Below are 24,463 nucleotides of genomic sequence, written 5' to 3'. Positions count from 1 at the left end.
TGGGCCTGCGCACGGACGGCGAGGCCGGGAAGAAGGAAAGAGGCCGAGTGGCCTGGATCCGGGGAGCTGCCTCCGGGCGGCCGAGGGGCCGGCATCCGCGAGGAGCGTCTCCACTGTAGCGACACATCTCACGAAGCACAACGGGTAAGACTCCGTGGCGGTGGGTAGTCCACCAGAGAAGCCCGCTGACACGGGGGAACCGCGGCTGAACGATGGGAGCGGATCGTGTATCGACATACCCCGGAATCTGGCGTCGATACGGGCGAGAGCGCCGACGCCGACCAAGCCGGGACCACGGCCCCGGAGCGCTTCGCCGCCGGAGCTGTGGTCGTCTCGACCTTCGAAGAGCTGGCGCCGGCCCTGCCGAACGAGATGGCCGGCCTGCGCCGCAAGCTGATCCACTGGCTGGGCGAGTTCCCGCTCGACCCGGACAGCAAGCACGACATCACGTTGGCCACGTACGAAGCCCTGGCCAACGTCGCGGCCCACGCCTACCCGGACGGCCACGGCTGGGCCCGCTTGCAGGCCCGCCGCGAGGGCGACGCGATCACGGTGACGGTGACGGACACCGGCTGCGGAATCCCGGCGACGCGCCCACGCGTGGCGGGGCTGCGCACCTCGGGTGGCCGTGGCCTGCTGCTGATCGACCAGGTGACGGACCAGTCCGACATAGACTCGGGCGCAAAGGGAACAACGGTCCGCATGACCTGGCGCCCACCGTCCCTCCGCGACGCAGGTTGACCACCTGACGCGGCGCAGCCTGCCTGAGCAGGCAACGGCCGGTCGGCCGGCGCGCCACCTCACTCGGCAAGCGCCAGCTCATCCACCACCCGCCGGCACGCTCATCAGCGCGCCGGCGGGTTTACACGCCAGACTCGCGCGAAGACACATCGTGCGGCAACGCCCGTCTCCCAGGACGCCGGCGCAATCCCTCTCCCCCAACCAACCCCCTCCCAGGCCGCCCCCGGCCCCGAATCCAATCCCCTCAAGCCACTTCGGCCAGCCGGACCAGCCGGTTCCTCGGGTACGAAACCAGCTCCCGCTCCCCATCCGTCGTGAAGATCTCGACGGAGTCCTCCAGCAACTCCGCCGAATTCACCTGCAGCTGCCACGCGGGCAGCCCCGGCGCCGGCTCGTGCCAGAACCACTGGCCCTTGGTGAGCTGGTGCGCCGGGACTGTCGCGTCGTCCGTTTTCATGTGCTGAGGCTATCCGTCACCACCGACAATTTCCGCGGCACCTCGCCCCTGTGATCACGACCACTAGGAACTCGCGCAGGTGACCGTCGGGGCCGTCAGGTTGCCGCCGTGCTGGACCGTGAAGCCGATGACGTTGCCGCTTCCGTTGGGCCTCGCCGTCAGGACGTAACCCGTGCTGTCCCACGTTCCCGTGTAGTTCCAGCTGCCGATCACCTTCTGGGGCGCGTGGAACGTGATCGTCAGCACCCAGTTGTTCGTCCCCGACACCGTCACCTGGCCGTTGAACCCCACGTTCCACTCCGCCGTCTTGACGTACGCCGCCGAGCAGCCGCCAGGAGCAGGAGAAGTGGGGGTCGTGGTGCCGCCGTCCGGGGGCGCTCCGCCGTTCAGCGCCTCGAGCACCGCCGTGTAGGCCGCCTTCTTCTGGCCGTTGCCGTCGAACAGCAGCGGTGTTCCCGATGCCCGCCACGAATCCGTGTCGCGGATGCCCCACACCGTGATCCCGGTGCACCGGGCCACCGCCAGGCAGGCCGAAGTCACCGTGCGGAAGTTGGCCGCCTGCGCCGTTCCCGAGCCCTCGATGTCCAGCTCGGTCAGCTGGACGTCCACCCCGAGGCCGGCGAAGTTCTGCAACGTCGTCTGGTAGTTCGACGGCACCGGGCTGTTGGGGTTGAAGTGTGCCTGGAAGCCGACGCAGTCGATCGGCACGCCACGGCTCTTGAAGTCCTGGACCATGCGGTACACGGCCTGGGTCTTCGCCTGGCTCCAGTCGTCGGTGTTGTAGTCGTTGTAGCACAGCTTGGCGTCCGGGTCGGCCGCCCGCGCCGCGCGGAACGCCGCCTCGATCCAGTCGTCGCCCGTGCGCTGCAGGTTCGAATCGCGCCGGGCGCCGGAGCCGCCGTCGGCGAACGCCTCGTTCACCACGTCCCACGCGTAGATCTTGCCGCGGTAGTGGGTCGCGACCTGGGTGATGTGGTTCAGCATCGCCTGCCGCAGCGCCGAACCCTCCATGCCCTGCATCCAGCCCGGCTGCTGCCCGTGCCAGGCCAGCGTGTGCCCGCGCATCCGGGCGCCCTGGCTCGTCGCCTGGTTCACGATCCGGTCCGCGTTGGCGTAGGAGAACTGGTTCTGCGACGGCTCGGTCGCGTCGATCTTCATCTCGTTCTCCGGGGTGATCATGGAGAACTCGCGGCCGAGGATGCCGGTGTACACGCTGTCCGACAGCTTGTTCGCCGAAACCGCCGTCCCGAAGTAACGCCCCGTCCGCGCAGCCGCGCTGCCCAGCGTGGTCCCGGCGGGCGGCGTCGAAGACGTCGTGGTGGTCGGCGTTGTCGGAGTGGTCGGCGTGGTCGTGGTAGAGCCGCCGCTGTTCAAGCCCAGGAACGCGATCGCGTACTGGATCATCCCGTTCTGCGGCAGCGAATGCCCGGCGCCCTGGACGCTGATGCCCTCGACCGGCGCCTGCGTGCCGGTGGCGCCGTAGCGGGTGCGCGTCCAGCCCGACTGCGGGGAATCACTCGACGCCGGGGTCTGCGAGAGCCCCTGAAGGTTCGTCCACTGCTTGATCTCCTCCCCGAAATTGGGGTAGCGCAGCGTGTCGTCGGCCGTGCCGTGCCACAGCTGCATGCGCGGGAACGGGCCGGTGCGCCCGCCGCTCATCTGGCGTGCCTGGTCGCCCCACTGCTGCGGGGTCTTGCTGAGCTGGCCGTTGGCGCACTGGCTGTTCCAGCCGGACCCGTCGGTGGTCGCGAAGCAGCCGGCGGGCACGCCCATGAACGCCGAGCCGGCGGCGAACACGTCCGGGTACTCCGCCGCGAGCACGTTCGTCATCATCGCGCCCGAAGAGAACCCGGTGACGTACACGCGGGAGGCGTCGACGTTGTAGCGCTGCTTGGCCCAGTTGACCATGGACAGGATGCCGACGGGGTCGCTGCCGCCGCCGCGGGTGAGCGCCTGCGGCGAGGACACGTCGAAGCACTGCCCGCTCCGGGTGGCTTCCGGGAACACGATGACGTACCCGTACTGGTCGGCCGCGGTGACGTAGTCGCGGGCGTAGCCGTTGAAGATCGCCGACGCCGAGCCGGTGCAGTAGTGGACGGCCACCAGCAGTGCCGGGCGGGCGGCGACGCGGTCCGGGACGTACGTGTACATGTTGAGGTTGCTGGGATTGCTGCCGAAGTCGGTGACCCGGGTCAACGTGGCCGCGGACGCCGGCTGCGCCGCCACGACCAGCACGATCGCCGCGGCGATCGCCAGCACGGCGGCGGAAAGGGCGGTGAGGAGTCTTCGCACTCGAGGAAATCCTTTCCGGGGGCGGGAGCGCAGCTGCGACGATGGTTCGTCCCCGCGCCCGGCCGGTCAACGATTATCGAAACGTTTCGGGAACTTTCGAGCGGTTCACCGACCGGCCGCGCCGGCGGAGTTCTGGGAGGATTCCGGGATGACCGAGCTGCTGCTGGGCCCGCTGCTGCGGCACGTCGACGCCACCTCGGCGACGATCTGGGTCGAGACCGGCGCCCCGTGCGAAGTGCGCGTCGGCGACGCGTCCGCCCGGACGTTCGAGGTCGCCGGCCACCACTACGCGCTGGTCGTGCTCACCGGGCTGGAGCCCGGGCGGAGCACGCCCTACGAGGTGCGGCTCGACGGCGACGTCGTCTGGCCGGAGCCGGACAGCGACCTGCCGCCGAGCCGGATCCGGACGTTGCGGCCCGGCGACCCGCGGTTCCGGCTCGTGTTCGGGTCCTGCCGCAAGCCGCGGGAGCAGGACGCGCTGGGCCCGGACGCGCTCGCCGCGTACGCCCACCGGATCGCCGGCCTCGCCGAGGCCGAGTGGCCGGAATCGCTGCTGCTGCTCGGCGATCAGGTCTACGCCGACGAGACCACCGGCGCGACGCAGGAGTGGCTCGCCGCCCGGCGTGACACCGGGCAGCCGCCCGGCAACGAGGTCGCCGACTTCGAGGAGTACTGCCACCTGTACTTCGAAGCCTGGTGCGATCCGGCGGTCCGCTGGCTGCTCTCGACCGTGCCGACGTCGATGATCTTCGACGACCACGACGTCCGCGACGACTGGAACACCTCGCAGGCCTGGCGGGAAGAGATGGCCCGGACGCCGTGGTGGCCGGAGCGGATCCGCGGCGCGCTGGTCTCGTACTGGGTCTACCAGCACCTCGGCAACCTCGGTCCGCGCGAGCTGGCCGAAGACGACCTCTACCGGCGGGTGCTCGAGTCGGGCGAGGACAACGCCGAGCTGCTGCGCGAGTTCGCCGACCGGGCCGACCGCGAGGCCGACGGCGCCAAGGGCACCCGGTGGTCCTACCGGCGCGACTTCGGCCCGGTCCGGTTGCTGGTGATCGACTCGCGGGCCGGGCGGATCCTCGAGGGCGGGCAGCGGTCGATGATCGGCGAGGAGGAGTTCCGCTGGATCGAGGAGCAGGCGTCCGGCGAGTTCGACCACCTGCTGATCGGCACGTCGCTGCCGTGGCTGCTGCCCACCGCGCTGTCGGCCGCGCAGTCGGTCAACGAGCGGCTCTGCGCCCGCCCCGGGCCCGTCGGGCGGGCCAACGAGTGGTTCCGGCAGCTGGTGGACTTGGAGCACTGGCCGGCGTTCCGCGCCTCGTTCGAACGGCTGGCGAAGCTCATCGCCCGCGTCGCGGACGACGGACCGGCGTCGGTCAACGTGCTTTCCGGCGACGTGCACCACGCCTACGTCGCCCGGGCCGAATTCCCCGGCGGCACCGCGGCGCCGGTCCACCAGCTGACCTGCTCGCCGGTGCACAACACCGTGCCGTGGTACATGAACCGGCTGTTCCGGGCCGGCTGGGCGCGGTCGCTGACCAGGGTGAGCGAGTGGCTGGCGCGGCGCACCGGTGTCCCGCCCGCGCCGCTGTCGTGGCACTGCGTGTCCGGCCCGCACTTCGGCAACGCGGTGATGGAACTGGACGTCGACGGCCGCACCGCCACGGCGACGCTGCTGCGGGCCGATCCGGGCGACGACGAGGAGCCGATCCGGCTGGTCTGAGGGTGGGTGCGGCACGGCCACCCTCCCTCGCCGGATCCGGGTTAGCCTCGGAGACGTGGCCAAGGAGAACGCACTCGGAGAGTTCCTCCGCGCCCGCCGCGAACAGGTGGGCCCGGAGGAGCTCGGCCTGCCTCCGGGCGGGTCGCGCCGGGTGGCGGGCCTGCGCCGCGAGGAGGTGGCGCTGCTGGCCGGCGTCAGCACCGACTACTACGTCCGGCTCGAGCAGGGCCGGGAGCGGAACCCGTCGGCGCAGGTCGTCGACGCGCTCGCCCGTGGCCTGGCGCTCGACGAGGATGCCTCGGCCCACCTGCACCGGCTGGCCCGGCCGGAGCCGGTCCGGCGCCGGCGCGCCCGGCGGCGGGAACGGGTCAGCCCGAACCTGCTGCGCCTGATGGACGGCTGGCCGGACACGCCCGCACTCGTGCTCGGCCGCTGTCTCGACGTGCTCGCGCACAACGCGCTGGGCGAGGCGCTGTTCGCCGGGCACACCCACAGCGGTGACCTGGTCCGCCTGGTGTTCCTCGACCCGGACGCGCGCGAGTTCTACCCGGAGTGGGAGCGCGTCGCGGTCAACACGGTCGGCGGCCTGCGGGCGGCCGCCGGGATCGACCCGGACGACCCGCAGCTCATCGACACCGTCGGCGAGCTGTCGGTCAAGAGCGCGGACTTCCGCCGGCTGTGGGCCCGCCACGACATCCGGCAGAAGACCCACGAAACCAAGCGGTTCCGGCACCGGCTGGTCGGCGAGCTGGAACTGAGCTACGAGGCGCTGACCGTCAACAGCGCCCCGGGGCAGCAGCTGATCGTCTACCAGGCCGAGCCGGGCAGCCCGTCGGAAGCGGCGCTGGCGCTGCTGGGCAGTCTCGCCGCTTCCTGAACACTTTCCCCCCCCTTCCACAATGGACGGAGTAATTCGTCGTGCCCGAAAACCCTGCCGTTTCCGAAAATACCGTCTGGTTCATCACCGGCTGCTCCAGCGGCCTCGGCCGCGCCCTGGCCGAAGCCGTGCTCGACCGCGGGATGCGCGCAGTCGTCACCGCCCGCGATCCGGCGAAGGTCGCCGACTTCGCCGCAGAGCACGGCGACCGGGCGCTGGTCCTGCCCCTCGACGTCACCGACCACACCCAGGTCGTCGCCGCAGTGAAGCAAGCGGAGACGGTGTTCGGCCGGATCGACGTCCTGGTCGGCAACGCCGGCTACGGCTACCTCGCCGCGGTCGAGGAAGGCGAGGACGACGAGATCCGGAAACTGTTCGACACCAACGTCTTCGGCCTCGCCGACGTCACCCGCGCGGTCCTGCCGGGCATGCGGGCGCGCCGCAGCGGCCACATCGTCACCGTGTCGTCCCTCGGCGGCCTCGCGGCCTTCGGGGCCACCGGCTACTACCACGCGACGAAGTTCGCCGTGGAGGGCTTGTCGGAGTCCCTGGCCGCCGAAGTGGCGCCGCTGGGCATCAAGGTGACCATCGTGGAGCCCGCCGCGTTCCGCACCGGCTGGTCGGGCCCCTCGATGCGGCAGTCGGCGGTCCGCATCGACGACTACGCCGAGACCGCGGGCGCCCGGCGGGAGGCGACCCTCGCGACGTACGGCCGGCAGCCGGGCGACCCGGCCCGCGCGGCCGAAGCGATCCTCACCGCCGTCGGCAGCGACGAACCGCCGTTGCGCCTGCTCCTCGGCCGGGCCGCCTACGACATCGCCACCGCCCGGCTCGGCACCCTCCGCACCACCTTCGACACCTGGCGCGAGACCACGCTCGGCGCCGACTTCCCGGAAGGAACCCTGTGAAGACCGTCCTCATCACCGGAGCCGGCAGCGGCATCGGCCGCGCCACCGCGCTGCGCCTGGCCGGCGAAGGCCACCACGTCGTGCTCGGCGCCCGGCGCGAAGACCGGCTGACCGCGCTGGCCAAGGAAATCCACGACGCGGGCGGCACCGCCGACGTCCACCGCCTCGACGTCACCGACCGCGCGGACGTCGCCGCGTTCGCCGCAGCCGCGGTCGAGGCTCATGGCCGGCTCGACGTCTTCGTCGCCAACGCCGGGGTGATGCCGCTGTCGCGGTTGGACTCCCTGCACGTCGACGAGTGGGACCGGATGATCGACGTCAACGTCCGCGGTCTCCTGCACGGGATCGCGGCCGCCCTGCCGCACTTCCAGCGGCAGGGCGACGGCCACTTCGTGACGATCGCCTCCACCGGCGCGCACGAGGTGGTGCCGACGGCCGCGGTCTACTGCGGCACCAAGTACGCGGCCCGGGCGATCACCGAGGGCCTGCGCCTGGAGGCCGGCCCGGGCATCCGCGTGACGACGATCTCCCCCGGCGTCACCGAGTCCGAGCTGGCGGACACGATCACCGAGCCGGGTGCGCAGGAGGCGATGCGCGCCTACCGCGCGGTGACCCTCCCGGCGGACGCCATCGCCGGAGCGGTCGCCTACGCGATCGGCCGGCCGGCGGGCGTCGACGTCAACGAGATCATCGTCCGGCCCACCGCCCAGCGGTGACGCTCAGCGTTCCAGCTCGGCGATGACCCGCGGGATCTCCGCCACCAGCTCCCGGGCCAGCAGACCGGTGCTGCCGGTGTCCGGGATCAGGCGCTGGCCGGCCACGGCGTGGACGTGCGTCGCCCAGCAGGCCGCCTGGTCGGCCGCCGCGCCGCGGGCGAGGAAGCCGCCGGTCAGGCCGGCCAGGACGTCGCCGCTGCCCGAGGTCGCCAGGCCGACGTGGCCGCTGCCGTCGCGCCAGACCCGGCCCTCCGGCGTGGCGACCACGCCCATCAGCAGCACCACGCCGCCGTAGCGGCCGGCGATCCGCACCGCCGTCTCCAGGTCGTCGACGTCCTTTTCCTCGCAGCCGTCGAGGAACGCGGCTTCGACCCGGTTCGGGGTGAGCAGGAGCCGGCCCGCCAACGGCTCCGCGAGCGCGGGGTCCCGGCTCAGCGCGCCGAGCGCGAACGCGTCGAGCACCACCCGCGCGTCCGGGGCGATGGCGGGCACCAGGCGCCGCAGCAGCTCTTCGGTCTCCGAAACGCCGGTCAGGCCGGGGCCGATCACCACCGTGCCCGCACCGGACAGGACTTCGGCGAGCCGGTCGTCGGCGGCGACCGCACCGGACTCGGTTTCCGGGAGCCCGAACACCGACGACTCGGGCACCGAGACGCCGATCGCGCTCGCGTGCCGTTCGGCGACCGCCAGCTGCAGCGTGCCGGCCCCGGCGCGCAGGGCGGCGGTCCCGGACAGCGCCGGTGCTCCCGGCACGGTCCGGGCGCCGCCGACGACGAGCACCGTGCCGCGGTCCTCCGCGCCGATCCGCCAGTCCCGCAGCAGGGCCGGGCTGATCGGCGCGGGGTCAGGAGAGCTGCTGCGCGGCATCGTCGTCCGCCGTCGGCGGGGTGTCGGTGGCGTGCAGGTGGCCGACCTCCTGGGCCAGCACCATGGTGAACCCGCCGTCGGAGTCGCGTTCCCAGGCCGTCACCGAGCCGTTCGGGACTTCGGTGGCGTTCGCGGCGCGCAGCAGATCGGGTTCGGGCAGGCCTTCGAGCAGGTACCGCAGCGCGAAGACGGTCATTTCGTGGGCGGCCAGCAGAACGCGCTTTCCGGCGTGCTCCACACTCAGCTCGGTGAGCAGGGATCGCAGGCGCAGCACGACGTCCGCCCACGATTCCCCGCCCGGCGGCCGGTAGTAGAACTTGCCCAGCCGCCGCTTGCGCCGCAGTTCGTCGGGCCACCGCTCGCGGACGCCGTGCGAGGTCAGCAGGTCCAGCACGCCGAGCTCGCGGTCGCGCAGCCGTTCGTCCGGGACGATCGGCACGCCGTCGGGCGCGGCCAGCCGGGCGGTGTCCCAGGCCCGGCGGTAGGTCGACGTGACGACGACGTCCGGCGGGTGCTCCGCGAGGAACTTCCCCGCCGCGGAAGCCTGTTCCCGCCCCAGGTCCGTGAGCGGCACGTCGGCGTCGCGCTCGGCGATGTCGATCACATCCGCGCCGGCCGACTCCGCCTCTTCCCTGGCCACGTTCCCGGTGCTCTGGCCGTGCCGCAGCACGCCCACCCAGTCCAAGTCGACGTTCACGACGGTCTGGTTACCCCGGGAGACCCGCCGTCGAAACCCGGGATGGTTAGGCGCGCAAAGGACTTGCGGCTAGGGTCGTCCCATGTCGCGAAGTCTCGACGCCCAGAACCGGCTGCAGCAGCTGGAGGCGATCATCGGAGCCCCCGCCGCGCACCTCGGGCTGGCCGAGATGCTCGCCGAGACGCTCCAGCGCCTGCGCGAGGTCATGGCGGTCGACACCGCGACCGTGCTCCGCTACCAGCCCAGCGGCCGCCAGCTGGTGGCCTTCGCGGCGGCGGGCATCGAAGAAGAGGTCCACCAGGGCGTGCGGGTGCCGGTGGGCAGCGGGTTCGCCGGCCGGGTCGCGCTCGAACGAGCGCCCGTCATCCTCGACCACGTCGACGAAACCACGGTCGTGAACTCCCTGCTGTGGGAACGCGGGCTGCACTCCATGCTCGGCGTGCCGATGATCGCCGGGAGTGAACTCGTCGGCGTGCTGCACGTCGGTTCCGTCGCCCCCCGGGAGTTCGGCGAGTCCGCAGTGGCCACCATGCAGCTGGTCGCCGACCGCCTCGCGATGGCGGTCCAGGTGGAGGCGCTGGAGGAGAACCGCACCGCCACCATGGCGCTGCAGCGCAGCCTGCTGCCCGCCAGCCTGCCCGAGGTGCCCGGCCTGACCTTCGGCGCCCGGTACGTGCCCGGCGCGGAAACCGGGATCGGCGGCGATTGGTACGACCTGTTCACACTGCCGGGTGACCGGCTCGGCGTCGTGATGGGCGACGTCTCCGGCCACGGCCTCGACGCGGCCGTGATCATGGGGCGGCTCCGCAGCGCCTTGCGCGCCTACGCCCTCGACTCCGAAAGCCCCGCCGAGGTGCTCGCCAAGCTCGACCGCAAGGCCAACCACTTCGAACACGGGGCGATGGCCACGGTGGCCTACGGGATCATCGGCTCGGACCGCGAGACGCTGACGTTGTCCCTCGCCGGCCACCTGCCGCCGGTGCTCGCCGTGCCCGGTGCGCCGGCCCGGCTGGTGGACTCGCCGCCCGATCCCCCGATCGGGCTGACCATCGGCGTGCCGGAACGCCGGACGACGGTGCTCGACCTGCCGGAAGACGCCGTGCTCGTGCTCTACACCGACGGCCTGGTGGAGCGCCGGGACCGGCCCGTGGACGTCGGGATGACGCAGCTGGCGGAGGCCGTGCACGCCGGGGATCCCGAGCGGGTCTGCGCGCAGGTGATGGCGACGATGATCGGCAACCGGGCGGCCCAGGACGACGTCGCCGTGCTGGCCATCCGGCGCTGTGCCGTCCCGGCCGGCAGCTGAACGCGGCCGGGACGGTCCGGGTCAGGACCCGGCGAGCGCCGCTTCGCGGGTCGGGAAGAGCGAAAGGCTCTCCTCGAGCCCGGTCAGCTGGATCGGGCGCAGGGTGGCCCGCCCGGACGCGACGATCCGGACCGCGGTGCCGGTTCCGGCGTTGCGGTGGATGGTCAGCAACGCGGTCAGGCCCGGCGAGGCGAGGAACTCGACGCGGGTCAGGTCGACCACCAGCACCGGCGGCCGCTCCGCCAGCGCTTCGTCGGCCGCCTGCACGAGCGCGGGTGCGGTCGTCGTGTCCACGTCTCCGGCGACCTCGACGACGACCGCTTCCTCCTGCTCCGTCCGGGCGATCCGGAACTCCCCGAACGGCACAGCGGTGGCCGAGCCGTCAAGGTGGGTGTGCTCGGTCATGTGATTCTCCTCGCCTTCGGCAACGCCGCCGGGACACCGGCAGGCGTGCGCATTTTCGAAGGCTGTCTGCTCAACCGCTGTCAATCATGCCTGCCCGGGCGACGCGCCGCCGTGTCAGCACCCCTTGCGCTTCCGGTCGGGCCTCCGAACAGGCAAGATGGGCGCCATGGGCGAACGGGACGTGACGGGGGACTCACTCGACGACGCCGCCAGTTCCGCAGGATCGATCGCGCTGGAGCACCGCGACGGCGTGGCGGTGCTGCACGTCGAAGGCGCGCTCGACCTCGCGCTCGCCCCCAAGTTGCGCCAATTGGCCGAACGCGCGGCGCGCCTGCGGCCGTCGGTGCTCGTGATCGACCTCACCGAGGTCACGTTCCTGGCTTCGGCGGGCATGGCCGAACTCGTCCGGGCGCACCGCGGGCCTGCCGCTTCGGCGCCGCTGCGGGTGGTCGCCGCCGGCCGGATCACCCTGCGTCCGCTGGAACTCACCCGGCTGGTCGACGAGTTCGCCATCTACCCGTCGCTGTCCGAAGCGCTGGCTCCCTGATGACGTCCCGCCCGGAGTTCGACGCGGTCCTCGACGCGGTGCGCAGCGCCTTCGTCGGCGGCGACGGCGGTCCGGCGGCCACCGACGTCCGCCCCCTCGGCCCGGCCGAGGTGCGCGCGGTGCTCGGCGACCACGTCGCGCGGGCGGTGACCGATCGCACGGTTCTCGCGGAGCTGGTGCCGGGCAAGGAGATCACGCACGCGCTCGCGGTCACGGCCGACGGCGGCGAGTGCGGCGCATTGGTCTATACCACTGACGACGTCGGCGACGGCCCTCCGGCGGTCGCCGCCGCGATCGAAGCCGCCACCGCCGGCCTGGCCGCCACCGTCCGGCGGCTGCGGGGCGAAGCCGCGGTCCTGGACGCGCTGCACTCCACCGGCCGGGAGCTGACCGCGCAGCTCGACATCGACCGGATCGTGCAGGACGCGACCGACGCGGCCACGAAGGCGACCGGAGCCGGCTTCGGCGCGTTCTTCTACAACCTGGTCGACGAGCTCGGCGAGTCGTACACGCTGTACACGATCTCAGGGGTGCCCCGGGAGGCGTTCGCCCGGTTCCCCATGCCGCGCAACACCGACGTGTTCGCGCCGACCTTCGACGGCGACGGCACCGTCCGCAGCCCCGACATCACGAAGGACCCGCGGTTCGGCAAGAACGCGCCGCACCACGGGATGCCGGCGGGGCACCTGCCGGTGTGCAGCTACCTGGCCGTCCCGGTGGTCAGCCCGACCTCCGGGGAGGTGCTGGGCGGGTTCTTCTTCGGCCACCCCGAGCCGGACCGGTTCACCGCGCGGCACGAGTACCTGGCCGAGGGCATCGCCGCCTACACAGCCATCGCCCTGGACAACGCCCGGCTCTACGAACGCGAGCGCACCCTCGCCTCCGAGCTGTCCCGGAGCATGCTGCCGGTCGCCCCGCCCACGCCGGGCCTCGACGTGTTCACCCGGTACCTGCCCGCGGCCAGGGGCAGCAAGGTCGGCGGCGACTGGTTCGACGTGATCCGGCTGCCGTCCGGGGCCACCGCGTTCGTCATCGGCGACGTCGTCGGCCACGGCGTCACCGCCGCGACGGTGATGGGCCAGGTCCGGACGGCCATCCGCAGCTACGCCCTGCTGGAGCTGCCGCCGTCGGAGGTCCTGCGCAACGTCTCCGAGCTGACCGCCGGGCTGTTCGGCGAAAGCTTCGTGACCTGCTTCTACGCGGTCCACCGGGCCGCCGACGGCACGCTCGCCTACGCGAACGCCGGCCACCTGCCGGCGATCCTGATCCGTCCGGGCGAGCCGCCCGAGCAGATCGGCGAGGCGCTGGCTCAGCCGCTCGGCGTCGGCTCGGTGTTCCCGCAGCGCACCGCCGGCTTCCCGGTCGGCGCGGACCTGGTGCTCTACACCGACGGGCTGGTCGAGAGCCGCACCCGCGACCTCACCCTGGGCGTCGAATGGCTGCTGGCGGGTATCCCGGGGCTGCTGGCCGCGGCCGACCTCGAAACGGCGTGGGACAAGCTCGTCGACGAACTGACGCGCGGACGGCACGACGACGACATCGCCGTGATCCACGTGCGCCACCGCGGAGAGGACACCCCATGACGGACCCCCTCCCACCGGGAGCGCCCGCTCCCCCGGACACGTTCCACCTGCGTGCGGCCGCGATCGCCGAACGGCTGCCGGACCTGCGGGAAGCACTGGCCCGGTGGCTGGCCACGCTGCCGCTGAGCCTCGAACGGCGGGAGGACATCGTCCTCGCCGGCTACGAGGCGATGGCCAACTCGGCCGAGCACGCCTACCCCGCCGGGAAGGCGGGCCCGGTCGACGTCCGGGCCGAAGCGATGCCGGGACGGCTGACCGTGACGGTCACCGACTACGGCACCTGGCGCCCGCCGGCCCCCTCGAACGGGCTGCGGGGCCGCGGCCTGCTGCTCATCGACACCCTCGCCGACCACAGCGCGCAGATCCACCGCGAGGACGGCACCACCGTGACCATGACCTGGCTGACCGGCGGCTGATCACCGGGACGCGGCGGTTCGCGCACCCGGCAGGGCGGTGGCCGGTCGAGTAGGCTCGGCCGGGGCCGCGTGAACCTGGAGTGTGATGAGCGTCGGGAAAGAGGCCGGCCACCGTGCCGTGTTTCCCGGGACCAGCCGGATGGCCGCCCGGATGCGGGACTTCGACTGGGCGTCGTCCCCGCTCGGCGAACCCCGGACCTGGCCGGCCAGCCTGACCACGGCGGTCCGGATCTGCCTCACCTCCCGTTTCCCGATGATCGTCTGGTGGGGGCCGGAGCTGCGGTTCCTCTACAACGACGCGTACCTGCCGCTGCTGGGCACCAAGCACCCGGCGCTGGACAAACCGGGCGCGGAGGTCTGGGCCGAGATCTGGCACATCATCGGCCCGATGCTGGACAGCGTGATGACCACCGGCGAGGCCACCTGGTCGGAGGACCTGCTGCTGCCGATGAACCGGCACGGCTACTGGGAAGAGACCTACTGGACATATTCCTACAGCCCGGTGCACGACGACGAAGGTGGCGTGCGGGCGGTGTTCACCGCGGTCTCGGACACGACCGAGCGGGTGATCGGCGCCCGGCGGCTGGCGACGTTGCGCGAGCTGAGCGCCCAGGCCGGCCGCGCCCGCAGTGTCGGGGAAGCCTGCGAGCTGGTCGCGGACGTGCTGGGCCGGGCCGGTGCCGACGTGCCGTACGCCGCGGTCCACATCCGGGAGGACGACGGGAAACTCACGCTCGCGGCCGTCACCGCCGGCGGCGAGGACGCGGGTGACGCGGCAGCCTGGCCGCTCGAGGAGGTCCTCGCCGACGGGGTCCCGCGGACGGTGTCCGACGGCGCGTTCGGCGAGCTGCCCGCCGGCGGCTGGTCCACCCCGCCCGCCGAGGCGATGGTGCTGCCGCTGCCCGGCGACGCCGGGGACGCCGCGACCGGCGTGATCGTGCTGGCGGCGAGCGCCGGGCGCGCGCTCGACGAGTCCTACCGGACGTTCCTCGGGCTGGTCGCCCAGCAGACGACGGCGCTGGTCAACGGCGCGATCGCCTACCAGGCCCAGCAGCAGCGCGCCGAGGAGCTGGCCGCGCTGGACGCGGCGAAGACCACCTTCTTCGCCAACATCAGCCACGAGTTCCGGACCCCGCTCACGCTGATCCTGGGCCCCGCCGCCGAACTGCGGGAAGCCCTCGAAGGCGCCGACGAGCGGGTGCGCGAAGAGATCGACGTCATCCAGCGCAACGCGCTGCGGCTGGGGCGGTTGGTGAACAACCTGCTCGACTTCTCCCGGATCGAAGCCGGCCGGATGCAGGCGCGCTTCGAACCAGTGGACCTCGGGACGTTCACCGCCGAGCTGGCGAGTGTCTTCCGCGCCGCCGTCGAGCGGGCCGGGCTGGCCTTCGAGGTCGACTGCCGCCCGTCGGCCGAGCCCGTGCACATCGATCGCGGGATGTGGGAGAAGGTCGTCTTCAACCTGCTGTCCAACGCGGTCAAGTTCACCTTCGACGGCGAGATCCGGGTGACGAGCACCGTGGCGGCCGGGCACGCCGTCGTCGCCGTGTCCGACACCGGGATCGGGATCGACGCCGCCGAGCTGCCGCGCCTGTTCGAGCGGTTCCACCGGATCCCGTCGGCCCGGGCGCGCTCGAACGAGGGCAGCGGCATCGGCCTGGCGCTGGTGCGCGAGCTCGTCGGCATGCACGGCGGCCGCGTCACCGTGGAGAGCACCCCGGGCGCCGGGACGACCTTCCGGGTGCAGGTGCCGCTGGGCACCCGGCACCTGCCCGCCGAGCACGTCACCGCCGAGCCCACGACCGGCGAACTCACCGCCCAGGCCGCGGAGCCGTACGTGCAGGAAGCCCTGCGCTGGCTGCCGGACGGCGACTCCTCCGCCGAGCCCGAGCCCGCCGCGGCCACCGGCGCCCGCGTGCTGGTCGCCGACGACAACGCCGACATGCGCGACTACCTCGTCCGGCTGCTGCGCGACGACTACGCGGTGACCGCGGTGCGCGACGGCGTCGAGGCGTTCGCCGCCGCCTGTGCCGAACCGCCCGAGCTGATCATCAGCGACGTCATGATGCCGCGGCTGGACGGCCTCGGCCTGCTCGCCGAGCTGCGCGACGACCCGCGCACCGCCGCGGTGCCCGTGTTGCTGCTGTCGGCGCGGGCCGGGCAGGAAGCTGCCGTCGACGGGCTGGCCGCCGGGGCCGACGACTACCTCGTGAAGCCGTTCTCGGCACGGGAGCTGCTCGCCCGCGTCCGCACGACGGTCCAGCTGGCGAGGCTGCGCACGCAGCACGCCCGGTGGCGCGCGGCGATGATCGAGTCGCTGCAGGAAGGCTTCTTCGTCTGCGACGCCGAGGGGCGGGTCGTCGAGATCAACGCGGCGTTCAGCGAGCTGCTGGGCTTCGGCACCGCCGGGTTGCCCTACGCCCCGCCGTTCCCCTGGTGGCCGGACGCCGAGGCCGACCCCGTCGCCCACCGCCAGGTCGCCGAAGCGTCCGAGCGCGCGTGGGGCGAGCCCTCCGGCAGCCTGGTGCTGCCGATGCGGCACGAAGACGGGCACCGGGTGTGGGCTGCGATCGCCTACAACCAGCTGCACGACGACGAGGGCCGCCGCCGGGTGGTCGGCACGGTCCGCGACGTCACGGCCGAGCGCTACGCCGTGCAGCGCGAAAGCGCGCTCGCCGCGATGAACCAGCGCCTCGCCGGGATCAGCGGGGTCCCGGCGGTGCTGAGCGCCGGGCTGGAGCTGCTGCGCGAGCTGTGGGACGCCGAGCGCGCGCTCGCGGTGACCTGGCCGCGGGACGGCGAGCCGGAGCTCGCGTCCACCCGTCCCGCCGACCGGAGCTGGGCCGACCTCGCCGGGCCGCTGCGCGCCACGCTCGACGACCTCCGCTCGCTCCCGGCGTTGCACGCGGCCCCGGCCGAAAGCGGTGCGGGCACCACCGTCGACCACCCCGGCGGCCGGCTGACGCTCTGGGTCGACCCCGCGCCGGGCCGGCCGCTCGGCACCGAGGACCGCACACTGCTGGCGCTGCTGGCCGGGACGCTCGCGCACGCCCTGCGCCGCGCCCACCGCGACGACCGGCAGCGGGAGGTGGCACTGGCGCTGCAGCGCTCGATCCTGGGCCCGGCCCGGCTGCCCGACGGCTTCGCGGTGCGCTACGAGCCGGCGAACCCGCCCCTGGAGGTCGGCGGCGACTGGTACGACGTCATCGCGCTGCCCGGCGACCGGATCGGCATCGTCGTCGGCGACTGCGTCGGCCGCGGACTGGCCGCGGCCGCGGTGATGGGGCAGCTGCGCAGCGCCTGCCGCGCGCTGCTGCTGGAAGCCAGCAGCCCGGCGCACACGCTGGCCGCGCTCGACCGCTTCGCCTGGCGGCTGCCCGGGGCGCTGTGCACCACCGTCTTCTGCGGGATCCTCGACCCGGCCACCGGCACGCTCACCTACAGCAGCGCCGGGCACCCGCCCGCCACCCTGGTGCACCGCGACGGCACCGCGGAGCTGCTGGACGACGGCGGCAGCGTGCCGCTGGCCGTCCGCGTCGCGGCCCCGCGTCCGGAGGCGACGGCGGTCGTGCCGATCGGCTCGCTGCTGATGCTCTACACCGACGGGCTGGTCGAGCGCCGCCGCGAGTCCCTCGACGACGGCGTGGACCGGGCCACCAAGGTCGCCCACGACACGCGGGACGCGGAGCTCGGCGAGCTGGCGACGACCCTGATGGACGTGCTCCGCCCGGCCGACGGCTACGAGGACGACGTCGCACTGCTGCTCTACCGCCGGTCGGTGCCCGCGCTGGACTTCGAGTTCGCGGCGCACCCGGACCACCTCGCCTCGACCCGCCGCTGGCTGCGCGCCTGGCTGGAGAACGCGGCCCTCGACCCGGACCTCGCCCAGGACGTGCTCGTCGCGGCGGGCGAGGCCTGCGCCAACGCCGTCGAGCACGCCTACCGCGACGGCACCGGGGCGACCGCGCACCTCACCGCCCGGCTCACCGGTGCGCACCTGGTCGTCACGGTGACCGACCGGGGCCGCTGGAAGCAGCCGCCGCCGGACAACCACGTGCTGCGCGGGCGCGGCGTGCCGATGATGGAAGCACTGGCCGACACGGTCGCCTTCCGGCACGACGCGACCGGGACCACCGTCACGCTGGAATGGAGGATCGGTTCGTGACGACGGCACTCACGCTGGACGGCGGCCCGGGCGACGACGGGGACCGGGTCCTGACCGTGACGGGTGAGATCGACATGAGCAACGCCGCGGAATTCGGCACGGCGCTGGATCGCGAGCTGGCCGCGGGCCCGGGCGTCACGGTGGACCTCACCGGGGTGACCTACCTCGACAGCGCCGGGGTCGCCGTGCTGTTCGACCGGGCCGCCGACCACGAGCTGCGGCTGATCGCGCCGCGGCTGCTCGACCGGGTACTGCGGGTGTCCGGGCTCACCCGAGTGGCGAAGGTCGTCATCCGCTGAACGGTTGAACGCCGTTCCACCGGGTAAGCGGGCCCCAGCGACGGCACGTCGGGTGGGTTGTGCTGCCGTCCGTCGCGAGGTGGCCTCGGCGCCCAACCCCCGGCGTTCAGCAGTGAGCGCCGGGCCGGAGCCACCGCCCCTCCCGGCATCCCGATGTTGCGGAAGGCGCTCCGGACGCGAGTAAGGTTTTGCCGTTCCGTTGAAGCACCAGCGGTCCGGCACGAACCGCAGCGTCCGGGACGGAGATGACCGAATGACCGGTGAGCCGATCCTGCCCGAGCACCTCGACGAGCTGACGGCCGCGATGGCGGACCTCACGGGCGCACTGGAGACCGAACCCGCCGAGGCGGAGATCCTCGACGCCGTCTGCGCCGAAGCCGTCCGGGCCATCCCCGGCGCCGACATGGCCAGCATCACGGCGATCCGGGACGGCGAGGCGACGACCGCCGCCTCCACCGACGCGCAGGCCGTCGAGATCGACCGGGCCCAGTACGCGGCCGGCGCCGGCCCCTGCCTGGCGGCCGCGGAGACCGGCGAGATCGTCCGGGTGCCGCTGGCCACGGCCGGGGCGGCGTGGCCCGAGTTCACCGCGCGGGCCCTGGACCTCGGTGTCGGCAGCTACCTCGCCGCACCACTGCGCGTCGACGAACACCTGTCCGGGGCGCTCAACCTCTTCGGCTACGGCAACCACGGCTTCGCGGAGACGGACTCGCGGCTGCTGCAGCTGTACACCACGGTGGTGTCGTTCGGGCTGCGTACCACGCGGCGCTACCACCGGGCCCGGCAGCGGGCCGTCGAACTCGAGGCGGCGATGCGCTCGCGGGCGGTGATCGAACAGGCCAAGGGCATCCTGATGGCCGTGCACCGGATCAGCGCCGAGGACGCGATGAAGCGACTGGTCACGGAGTCGCAGCGGACCAACGTGAAGCTGCGGGACATCGCGGCCCGGTTCGTCGAAGAGCTGTCCTCGGCGGAGCCGCGCTGAGACTCAGGCCGGGTGGCGGGCCGGGAAGGGCCAGGTCAGCGTGATCACCGTGCCGCCGTCGGTCGAGCGCAGGTCCAGCCCGTCCACCAGGGCCTGGATCAGGCGCAGCCCGCGGCCGCCGTCCGCGCGCTCTTCCAGGGTCGTCCAGCGGCCCTGGTCGGCGACGGTGACGATCAGCACGTCCTGGTCGATCCTCGCGCGGACGTCGATCAGGCCCGGGCGCCCGTGGTAGGCGTGGCCGAGCACGTTGGCCATCGCTTCCCAGCAGGCCAGCACGACGTCGTCGGCCTGCCGCCCGATCTCGTCGCCGGCCCGCCGCCGCAACCAGGACACCAGGTGCCGGCGCAGGCTCGGCAGGGTCCGTGGCGAAATCGTGCCGCGGTACCGCCATCCGTCCGATCCCAGCTCTTCCACGTTCACCTCCTCGGGGGACATCAGGTTTGCTACCCACGGGTTCGGATTCTCAATCACCGGTAAAGCCCTCCGGGCACAGTTCGGGGCTGGTGCGCCCCCGGGCCGCCGTGATCGGATGGGCGGATGATTCGGTCGACGTCGTCCGTGGTGCTGTGCGCGGTGCTGGCCGCGACCCTGCTGCCCGCCCCGAGTGCGACCGCAGCCGCCGCGGCGCCGGGACCGGGCGCCGTCTCGCACTTCGGCCTGGCCCGCAAGGACTGCCTGGGCACCGCGCGGAACACGACGAGCAAGGCGTGGTTCACCGTGGCCGGCGGCGTGCTCTCCGACGTCTACGCACCGGTGATCGACAACACGAACGTCGAGACGCTGCAGTTCGCCGTCACCGACGGGCGCACCTTCACCGACCTGCAGGCCCGGGACATGACCTACACGGTCCGCACGAGCGCGGGCGGGATGGCCTGCGAGGTGACGTCGACCCCGCGCAGCGGGCGGTACCGGCTGGTCACCGAATACCTGGCCGACCCGGCCCGGACCGGCGTGCTCATCCGGACCCGGCTGGAGCCGCTGCGGGACTCCGGGCGCGACCTGAAGGTGTACGTGCGGTTCGACGCAAGCGTCAACGGCAACGGCGGGGGCGGCCCGGCCAACGGCGGCGGCGACACCGCGACCGTCGACGCGGCGACGTCCGCGCTGGTCAGCGCCGACACCAACACGGTGTCCAGCGCGCCGGCCCGCGACTACGGCACCCCGCTGGCCGCCGCGCTGCGTGCCGACCGCCGGTTCCTCAGCACGTCCAGCGGGTTCGCCAGCACCGCGGGCGACGGGCTGGCCCAGCTGGACCGCGACCACCGGCTCACCGACACCACGCCCTCGGCCGTGAACGGCAACGTCGTCCAGACCGCGCAGCTGGACCTGCAGCCGCGCCGCCCGGCCGTGCTGGCGCTCGGCTTCGGCGCGGACGCCCGGGCCGCCGTCGCCACGGCCGGCGCGAGCGTGCGCACGCCGTTCGAGCAGAGCTACCGGCAGTACGCGCGCGAATGGCGGGACTACGACAATGGCCTGATCCCGGTGCGCGGCAGGGATTCCGACGCGTACTACCAGTCCGTCAACGTGCTGAAGGCCAGCGAGGACAAGACGTTCCCGGGCGCGGTGGTCGCCTCGCTCGGCAGCCCGTGGGGCCAGGCGGTGTCGGCGGGCGACGCGCCCGGCGGCAAGCCGGTCTACTTCGGCTCCTACCGCGAAATCTTCGCCCGCGACCTCTACGAAAGCTTCTCCGGCCTCCTGTCCGCCGGTGATCGCGAGACAGCGCGGGCGAGCGTCCGCTGGCTGTTCACGCGCCAGCAGCAGCCGGACGGCCGCTTCCCGCGCAATTCCATGCTCAACGGCAAGAAGGCGCCGGACTCGGGTGGTGATCAACTCGACGAGAGCGCGTACCCGATCCTCATGGCGCTGCAGGCCGGGCTCGACCGGGACCGCACGCTCTACACCGACCACATCCGCGCCGCCGCCGACTTCGTCGTCGCGCACGGGCCGGCGTTCGGCTCGGAGCGCTGGGAAGAGCAGGGCGGCTACTCCCCCTCCACGATCGCCGCGGAGATCGCCGGGCTCGTCGCCGCCGGAGTGATCGCCGACCGCAACGGCGACAGTGCGCGCGCGAACGTCTACCGCGCCACCGCCGACCACTTCCAGCGCAGCATCAAAGGCTGGACGGTGACGCAGAACGGGCCCTACGGCGGCCGGTACTTCCTGCGGCTGACCAAGAACGGCGACCCGGACTCGGAGTGGTTCTACAACCTGGGCAACGGCTCGGTCGACGCCGACCAGCGCGCGGTCGTCGACGCCGGGTTCCTCGAGCTGACCCGCCTGGGCGTGCTGCCCGCGAACGACCCGGACGTCACCGCGTCGCTCGGCGTCGTCGACCGCGTGATCAAGCGGGACACCCCGGCCGGGCCGGGCTGGTACCGCTACGGCACGTCGGCGGCGGGCAGCGAGGACGGCTACGGCGACTGCTACGAGCCCGACCCGACGAACTGCGGCCCGACGGGCGCACCTTGGCCGTCGACGAACACCGGATCCGGGCACCTGTGGCCGGTGCTCGCCGGCGAACGCGCCGAACAGGCCGTGCAGACCGGCGACCGGGCCGGCGCGGCGGCGCTGCTGCGCGCGATGCGGGACCAGACCGGCGGCACCGGCCTGATCCCCGAGCAGATCTGGGAGAACCCGGCGCTGCCCGCGTCGCCCTACGGCACGGACCCGCGGACGGCGTCGATCGGCTTCACGCCCGGGCAGTCCGTCGGTTCGGTGGCGCCGCTGAGCTGGGCCCAGTCACAGTCGGTGCGGCTGGCCAGGGCCCTCGACGACGGCCGGCTGCCCGAGCAGCCCGCCGAGGTCCGCTCGCGGTACGTCTCGCACGCGCCGCCCGCGGCCCTCGCGGTGACGCTGGACGCGCCCGCCTCGGTGTCCACCGCGACCGCCGAGGTCTCCGGCACCGCCCCCGCGGGCAGCCGCGTCGACCTCGCCGTTTCCGCCACCGACGCGGGCACGACGACCGTGCTGTCGACCCGGGCTTCCGCGGCGGGGACGTTCCGCGCCACCGTGCCGACCCCGCTGGGCGCGAACGTCGTCACGGCGACCACTGTGAACTCGGTGGGCTCGGGAACGGGCTACGCGCAGAAGACGATCAGCTCGGACTTCGTCACGGGCACGGTCCTGCTGGACACCACCGATCCGGACGGCGACGACAACGGCCCGGGCACGTACACGTACCCGACGGCGGGCGACTTCCACGCCGGCGCGTTCGACCTGCAGCGGTTCCAGGTCATCGATTCCGGCACCACCCTGGTGTTCCGGGCGCAGATCCGCGACCTGTCGCCGACGTTCGGCTCGCCGCTGGGCGCCCAGCTGCTGACGATCTACGGCCACGACCCGGCCGCGGCGACGACCTCGACCGCGGCGCCGTTCCCCAGCCGGGCGTACACGATCGCGGCGCAGGACGCGTGGAGCCGCCGCATCGAGGTCCAGGGCTTCGCGGATCCGGCGCTCGTCGACGCTTCGGGTGCTTCGCCGGCCACGCCGTCCGTGCAGGCTTCGCAGGCAACGCGGTACATCACGGTGAGCGTGGCGAAGGCGGCCTTCGGGACACCGGGGCCGGGCTGGACGTTCGCCGTGGTGCTCACCGGGCAGGACGGCAACTCCCCCGACCAGGCCCGGCCGTTCACGCCGACAGCGGGCCAGTACACGTTCGGCCTGTGCCCGGCGGGCGGGACGGCGCCGATCTGCGCGGCGGACCCGGCCACCGCCCCGAAGGCGTTCGACGTGCTGACGCCGTCCGGCGTGGACCAGAAGACCGAGCTGGACCCGACCGCCGGGCCGGTTTCGGTGCGCGGGGTGCCCGTGGGCTGACAAGCTGGACGCCATGATCGACGAATTCGCGAAGAACTACCTGCACGGCGACCTGCGCGAGATCCGCGAAGAGATGGTCGGCAAGCTCGACGGGCTCGGCGAGTACGACATCCGCCGTCCCCTGACCGCGACCGGCACGAACCTGCTCGGTCTCGTCAAGCACCTGACCAAGACCGAAGCGTGGTACTTCGGCGACATCTTCGGGCGGCCGTTCCCCGAGCCGATGCCCCGGTGGGACGACCTCGCCGCGCGCGGCACGGACATGTGGGCGACCGAGCACGAGTCACGCGAGGAGATCGTCGACCGCTACCGGCGGGTGTGGGCCCATTCCGACGCGACGATCACCGGGCTCGCCGTCGACGCACCGGGGCACGTGCCCTGGTGGCCGCGCCCGGACGTGCTGCTGTTCAACATCCTGGTCCACGTGCTCACCGAGACGAACCGGCACGCCGGGCACGCGGACATCCTGCGGGAACAGCTCGACGGCTCGCTCGCCACCGACGGCCGGCACGACGCGGAGTTCTGGGCGGCCCGGCGCGCGGAGGTCCAGCGGGCCGCCGAGGCGGCGCGCTGACGTCCACAGTGGACGTCAGCGCGGCAGCCCCGCGTTGAGCCGGGCCAGAATGCCGTGCGGGAACGGCAATGCGGGCGCGCTCACCTCGGTCAGCCGGGCCAGCTGGGCGTCGGTCACGTCGAGGGTGAGCGCGCCGAGCGTTTCCGCGAGCTGCTCCGGCGTCCGCGCGCCGATCAGCGGCGACGGCATCGACGGCCGGCTCGTCACCCAGCGAAGCGCCACCTGGGCCGGGGTGGCGCCGGTTTCGGCCGCGACCTCGCGGACCGCGTCCAGGATCGCCCAGCGGGCTTCGGGCAGCGCGCGGAAGGCCGTCGCGGCCGGCCCGGCGAGCCGTCCGGTGCCCGCGCCGTCGCGGGTGTACTTGCCGGTGAGGAAGCCGCCGCCGATCGCGCCCCACGGCTGGACCGCGATGCCGAACTCGCGCGCCAGTGGCACGTGTTCCGCCTCGATCGCCCGCTCGACCAGCGAGTACTCCAGCTGCAGCGCCGTCACCGGCGGCCCGCCGAGCATGGCGGCCTTCGTCGCGTACCACGCGGGAACGTCGCTGAGCCCGACCGCGCGGATCTTCCCGGCGCGCACCAGGTCGCCGAACGCCGCCACCACCTCTTCGGCCGGGGTGAAGCCGTCCCAGATGTGCAGCCAGTACAGGTCCACGTGGTCGACGCGCAGCCGCCGCAGCGACGCCTCCAGCGAGGCGATCATGTTCTTGCGGCCGTTGCTGCGGCGACGCGGGTCCGAATGCGGGACGCCGTCCCGGAAGCCGGGCCCCGAATACTTGGTGGCGAGCACGACGTCGTCCCGGCCGACGTCGCGGAGGAAGTCGCCGACCAGCTCCTCGCTGCGGCCGGCGCTGTAGTTGTCGGCGGTGTCGACGAAGTTGCCGCCGCGCTCGACGTAGGTGCGGAAGATCTTGCGGGCGGTGTCGTCGCCGGCGCAGAAGGAGCCGGTGCCGAAGGTCATCGCCCCCAGCGCCAGCGGGGAGACGCGCAGCCCGGAACGGCCCAGCGGCCGGTAGTCGTCCAGTTCGGTCATGGCCCCGATCGTGCAACCCGGAGCGCGGTCCGGGTCAAACCCCGCCGCAGGTGT

At 73.0% G+C, this 24,463-nt stretch carries 21 protein-coding genes; 14 read left to right on the top strand and 7 right to left on the bottom strand.

Translation table 11 applies throughout. From position 1 onward, the window contains the following. Window positions 1-324 precede the first annotated feature (324 nt). Complete coding sequence (locus ACWED2_RS27060; protein ID WP_449693295.1) at window positions 325-741, top strand: ATP-binding protein; 417 nt, start codon at window positions 325-327, stop codon at window positions 739-741. 244 nt (window positions 742-985) lie between these two features. Here the strand turns inward: ACWED2_RS27060 and ACWED2_RS27055 are convergent, their stop codons facing one another. After that, the gene (locus ACWED2_RS27055; RefSeq protein ID WP_086838852.1) at window positions 986-1,198 is read right to left on the bottom strand and encodes a hypothetical protein; all 213 of its coding nucleotides are present in this window, start codon (window positions 1,196-1,198) and stop codon (window positions 986-988) included. Window positions 1,199-1,261: 63 nt separating this feature from the next. Beyond that, the gene (locus ACWED2_RS27050; protein WP_449693294.1) at window positions 1,262-3,490 is read right to left on the bottom strand and encodes an extracellular catalytic domain type 1 short-chain-length polyhydroxyalkanoate depolymerase; all 2,229 of its coding nucleotides are present in this window, start codon (window positions 3,488-3,490) and stop codon (window positions 1,262-1,264) included. Window positions 3,491-3,638: 148 nt separating this feature from the next. Between ACWED2_RS27050 and ACWED2_RS27045 the strand changes: the two genes are divergently transcribed. Genes ACWED2_RS27045 through ACWED2_RS27030 form a run of 4 tightly spaced genes read left to right on the top strand, consistent with a single transcriptional unit; the run spans window position 3,639 to window position 7,717 of the window. Then, window positions 3,639-5,216, top strand: a complete 1,578-nt coding sequence (locus ACWED2_RS27045) for an alkaline phosphatase D family protein (protein ID WP_449693293.1) — start codon at window positions 3,639-3,641, stop codon at window positions 5,214-5,216. Between the two features lie 55 nt (window positions 5,217-5,271). Beyond that, window positions 5,272-6,093, top strand: a complete 822-nt coding sequence (locus ACWED2_RS27040) for a helix-turn-helix transcriptional regulator (RefSeq protein ID WP_449693292.1) — start codon at window positions 5,272-5,274, stop codon at window positions 6,091-6,093. 41 nt (window positions 6,094-6,134) lie between these two features. Further along, window positions 6,135-7,001, top strand: coding sequence for an oxidoreductase (locus ACWED2_RS27035; protein ID WP_449693291.1), 867 nt, complete (start codon window positions 6,135-6,137; stop codon window positions 6,999-7,001). Continuing rightward, complete coding sequence (locus tag ACWED2_RS27030) at window positions 6,998-7,717, top strand: SDR family oxidoreductase (protein ID WP_449693290.1); 720 nt, start codon at window positions 6,998-7,000, stop codon at window positions 7,715-7,717. The genes ACWED2_RS27035 and ACWED2_RS27030 overlap by 4 nt, the downstream gene beginning before the upstream one ends. A gap of 3 nt (window positions 7,718-7,720) precedes the next feature. Here the strand turns inward: ACWED2_RS27030 and ACWED2_RS27025 are convergent, their stop codons facing one another. Together ACWED2_RS27025 and ACWED2_RS27020 are read right to left on the bottom strand one after the other, a co-directional pair. Then, complete coding sequence (locus ACWED2_RS27025; protein WP_449693289.1) at window positions 7,721-8,584, bottom strand: NAD(P)H-hydrate dehydratase; 864 nt, start codon at window positions 8,582-8,584, stop codon at window positions 7,721-7,723. Further along, window positions 8,562-9,281: a histidine phosphatase family protein gene (locus tag ACWED2_RS27020; protein ID WP_449693288.1), complete on the bottom strand. Its 720-nt coding sequence runs from the start codon at window positions 9,279-9,281 to the stop codon at window positions 8,562-8,564. Before ACWED2_RS27020 ends, ACWED2_RS27025 begins: the two co-directional genes overlap by 23 nt. Window positions 9,282-9,363: 82 nt before the next feature. Between ACWED2_RS27020 and ACWED2_RS27015 the strand changes: the two genes are divergently transcribed. Next, window positions 9,364-10,587: a PP2C family protein-serine/threonine phosphatase gene (locus ACWED2_RS27015; RefSeq protein ID WP_449693287.1), complete on the top strand. Its 1,224-nt coding sequence runs from the start codon at window positions 9,364-9,366 to the stop codon at window positions 10,585-10,587. Between the two features lie 21 nt (window positions 10,588-10,608). Here the strand turns inward: ACWED2_RS27015 and ACWED2_RS27010 are convergent, their stop codons facing one another. After that, the gene (locus ACWED2_RS27010) at window positions 10,609-10,992 is read right to left on the bottom strand and encodes an STAS domain-containing protein (RefSeq protein WP_449693286.1); all 384 of its coding nucleotides are present in this window, start codon (window positions 10,990-10,992) and stop codon (window positions 10,609-10,611) included. A 166-nt stretch (window positions 10,993-11,158) separates the two neighbouring features. Between ACWED2_RS27010 and ACWED2_RS27005 the strand changes: the two genes are divergently transcribed. The 6 genes from ACWED2_RS27005 to ACWED2_RS26980 all read left to right on the top strand — a co-directional run bounded on the left by ACWED2_RS27005 (window position 11,159) and on the right by ACWED2_RS26980 (window position 18,987). After that, window positions 11,159-11,539: an STAS domain-containing protein gene (locus ACWED2_RS27005; RefSeq protein ID WP_449693285.1), complete on the top strand. Its 381-nt coding sequence runs from the start codon at window positions 11,159-11,161 to the stop codon at window positions 11,537-11,539. Beyond that, window positions 11,539-13,122, top strand: a complete 1,584-nt coding sequence (locus tag ACWED2_RS27000) for a PP2C family protein-serine/threonine phosphatase (RefSeq protein WP_449693284.1) — start codon at window positions 11,539-11,541, stop codon at window positions 13,120-13,122. Before ACWED2_RS27005 ends, ACWED2_RS27000 begins: the two co-directional genes overlap by 1 nt. Beyond that, window positions 13,119-13,538: an ATP-binding protein gene (locus tag ACWED2_RS26995; RefSeq protein ID WP_449693283.1), complete on the top strand. Its 420-nt coding sequence runs from the start codon at window positions 13,119-13,121 to the stop codon at window positions 13,536-13,538. The genes ACWED2_RS27000 and ACWED2_RS26995 overlap by 4 nt, the downstream gene beginning before the upstream one ends. 85 nt (window positions 13,539-13,623) lie before the next feature. Then, window positions 13,624-17,703 (top strand): SpoIIE family protein phosphatase, encoded by a 4,080-nt coding sequence (locus ACWED2_RS26990; RefSeq protein ID WP_449693282.1) that lies wholly within the window; start codon window positions 13,624-13,626, stop codon window positions 17,701-17,703. After that, window positions 17,700-18,002 carry an STAS domain-containing protein gene (locus ACWED2_RS26985; protein ID WP_449693281.1) on the top strand — a complete coding sequence of 101 codons (303 nt, stop codon included), beginning with the start codon at window positions 17,700-17,702 and terminating at the stop codon, window positions 18,000-18,002. The genes ACWED2_RS26990 and ACWED2_RS26985 overlap by 4 nt, the downstream gene beginning before the upstream one ends. A gap of 253 nt (window positions 18,003-18,255) precedes the next feature. Beyond that, complete coding sequence (locus ACWED2_RS26980) at window positions 18,256-18,987, top strand: ANTAR domain-containing protein (protein WP_449693280.1); 732 nt, start codon at window positions 18,256-18,258, stop codon at window positions 18,985-18,987. Between the two features lie 3 nt (window positions 18,988-18,990). Here the strand turns inward: ACWED2_RS26980 and ACWED2_RS26975 are convergent, their stop codons facing one another. Next, complete coding sequence (locus ACWED2_RS26975) at window positions 18,991-19,401, bottom strand: ATP-binding protein (protein WP_449693279.1); 411 nt, start codon at window positions 19,399-19,401, stop codon at window positions 18,991-18,993. A gap of 123 nt (window positions 19,402-19,524) precedes the next feature. Here ACWED2_RS26975 and ACWED2_RS26970 point away from each other — a divergent pair, with 123 nt between their 5' ends. Then, window positions 19,525-22,803: a glucodextranase DOMON-like domain-containing protein gene (locus ACWED2_RS26970; RefSeq protein ID WP_449693278.1), complete on the top strand. Its 3,279-nt coding sequence runs from the start codon at window positions 19,525-19,527 to the stop codon at window positions 22,801-22,803. Window positions 22,804-22,816: 13 nt separating this feature from the next. Continuing rightward, window positions 22,817-23,377, top strand: coding sequence for a DinB family protein (locus tag ACWED2_RS26965; protein ID WP_449693277.1), 561 nt, complete (start codon window positions 22,817-22,819; stop codon window positions 23,375-23,377). A gap of 15 nt (window positions 23,378-23,392) precedes the next feature. On the opposite strand, the gene ACWED2_RS26960 is transcribed toward ACWED2_RS26965, so the two are convergent. After that, window positions 23,393-24,409 carry an aldo/keto reductase gene (locus tag ACWED2_RS26960; RefSeq protein ID WP_449693276.1) on the bottom strand — a complete coding sequence of 339 codons (1,017 nt, stop codon included), beginning with the start codon at window positions 24,407-24,409 and terminating at the stop codon, window positions 23,393-23,395. Window positions 24,410-24,463 lie beyond the last annotated feature (54 nt).

It is taken from the genome of Amycolatopsis sp. NPDC005003, assembly GCF_053600695.1.
The sequence above is the reverse complement of the archived record's forward strand: the minus strand, read 5'-3'. Positions and strand labels throughout refer to the sequence as shown.